The sequence below is a fragment of the Mesorhizobium sp. GbtcB19 genome (assembly GCF_019091085.1).
In the GTDB taxonomy this organism is placed as follows: Bacteria; Pseudomonadota; Alphaproteobacteria; order Rhizobiales; family Rhizobiaceae; genus Mesorhizobium.
Genome location: NZ_JAGXJY010000064.1, coordinates 1 through 1,183, shown reverse-complemented (window position 1 = coordinate 1,183; position 1,183 = coordinate 1). Strand labels below are relative to the sequence as shown.

Below are 1,183 nucleotides of genomic sequence, written 5' to 3'. Positions count from 1 at the left end.
GATCGAGGACGTAGCCGGCGCCTAGAAGGACCTCACCGCCGAGGGCAAGGAGCGGCACTACGGGCTCTCGGAAGCAGGTGTCGGCACCATCCGCCGCGCCCACGCCATCCATCCTCCCACGGCAGTTCAGAGCGAATACTCCCTATTCTGGCGCGGCCCTGAGGCCGAGTTGCTGCCGGTGCTTCAAGAGCTTGGGATCGGCTTTGTGCCGTTCAGCCCGCTCGGCGCCGGTTTCCTGGCTGGCGAGATCCACGAGAATACGAAATTCGAGCCGGGCGACTTCCGCAACTCGGTGCCTCGGTTCTCACCTGAAGCGCGCAAGGCCAATATGGCGCTGGTCGATGTGGTCAAAACAGTTGCCGAGCGTAAAGGCGCGACGCCTGCCCAGGTCGCACTGGCCTGGTTGCTGGCGCAGAAGCCCTGGATTGTGCCGATCCCCGGCACGAAAAAGCTTTCACGGGTCGAAGAGAACGTCGGCGGCGCAGATGTCGATCTGACCGAGGCCGACCTTTCCGAGATCCGCGTCGGACTGTCCAAAATCCAAGTGCAAGGCGAGCGTTTGCCCGAGGCGGTTCTGAAAATGACAGGGCTCTGAGAACGCATCGCTCGCGTTGGATGAACTCACGAAGGAAGGAATAGCAATGCGATCAGAAATCACCCGAGTAAGCCGTCGCAGCCTGCTTGCAGCCGCAGGCGTGCTGGCGGCCACACCGCTCGCAAGCGGCGCCTACGCTCAGTCGAATGGAGCTGCGCCAACCATCGCAAATGCGCCCCAGACAGGAGTGTCAAAGCGCCGGAAATTGGGCTCCCTTGAAGTCTCTGCCGTCGGGCTTGGCGTCCAGAATATGAGCCGAACCTATCAGATGACGGTCCCTACACGAACCGAGATGCACAACATCATCCGGACCGCCTTTGATCACGGCGTAACCTTCTTCGACGCGGCCGAAGCCTATGGCCCCCATGAGGTCGAGCGGATCCTAGGCGAAGGTATCGAGGGTTTCCGTGACAAGGTAGCCATCACCTCGAAATTTGGGTGGAACATCGATCTGGAGACCGGCAAACGGCTCCCCGGGCTCAACAGCAAGCCGGACCATATCAAGCTCGCGGTCGAAGGCATGCTTAGGCGGCTCAGGCCCGATCGCATCGACCGGCTCTATCAGCACCCCGTCGATCCAGGGGGGCG

Annotated in this window: 1 protein-coding gene and 1 pseudogene; both read left to right on the top strand. The window is 61.6% G+C overall.

Features of this window, described 5'->3' with window-relative positions:
• Window positions 1-595, top strand: a pseudogene (locus KVT37_RS31575) (aldo/keto reductase); the annotation flags it as partial.
• A gap of 46 nt (window positions 596-641) precedes the next feature.
• Window positions 642-1,183, top strand: a 542-nt coding sequence (locus KVT37_RS31570) for an aldo/keto reductase (RefSeq protein WP_217578926.1), incomplete at its 3' end; no start/stop codon positions are given.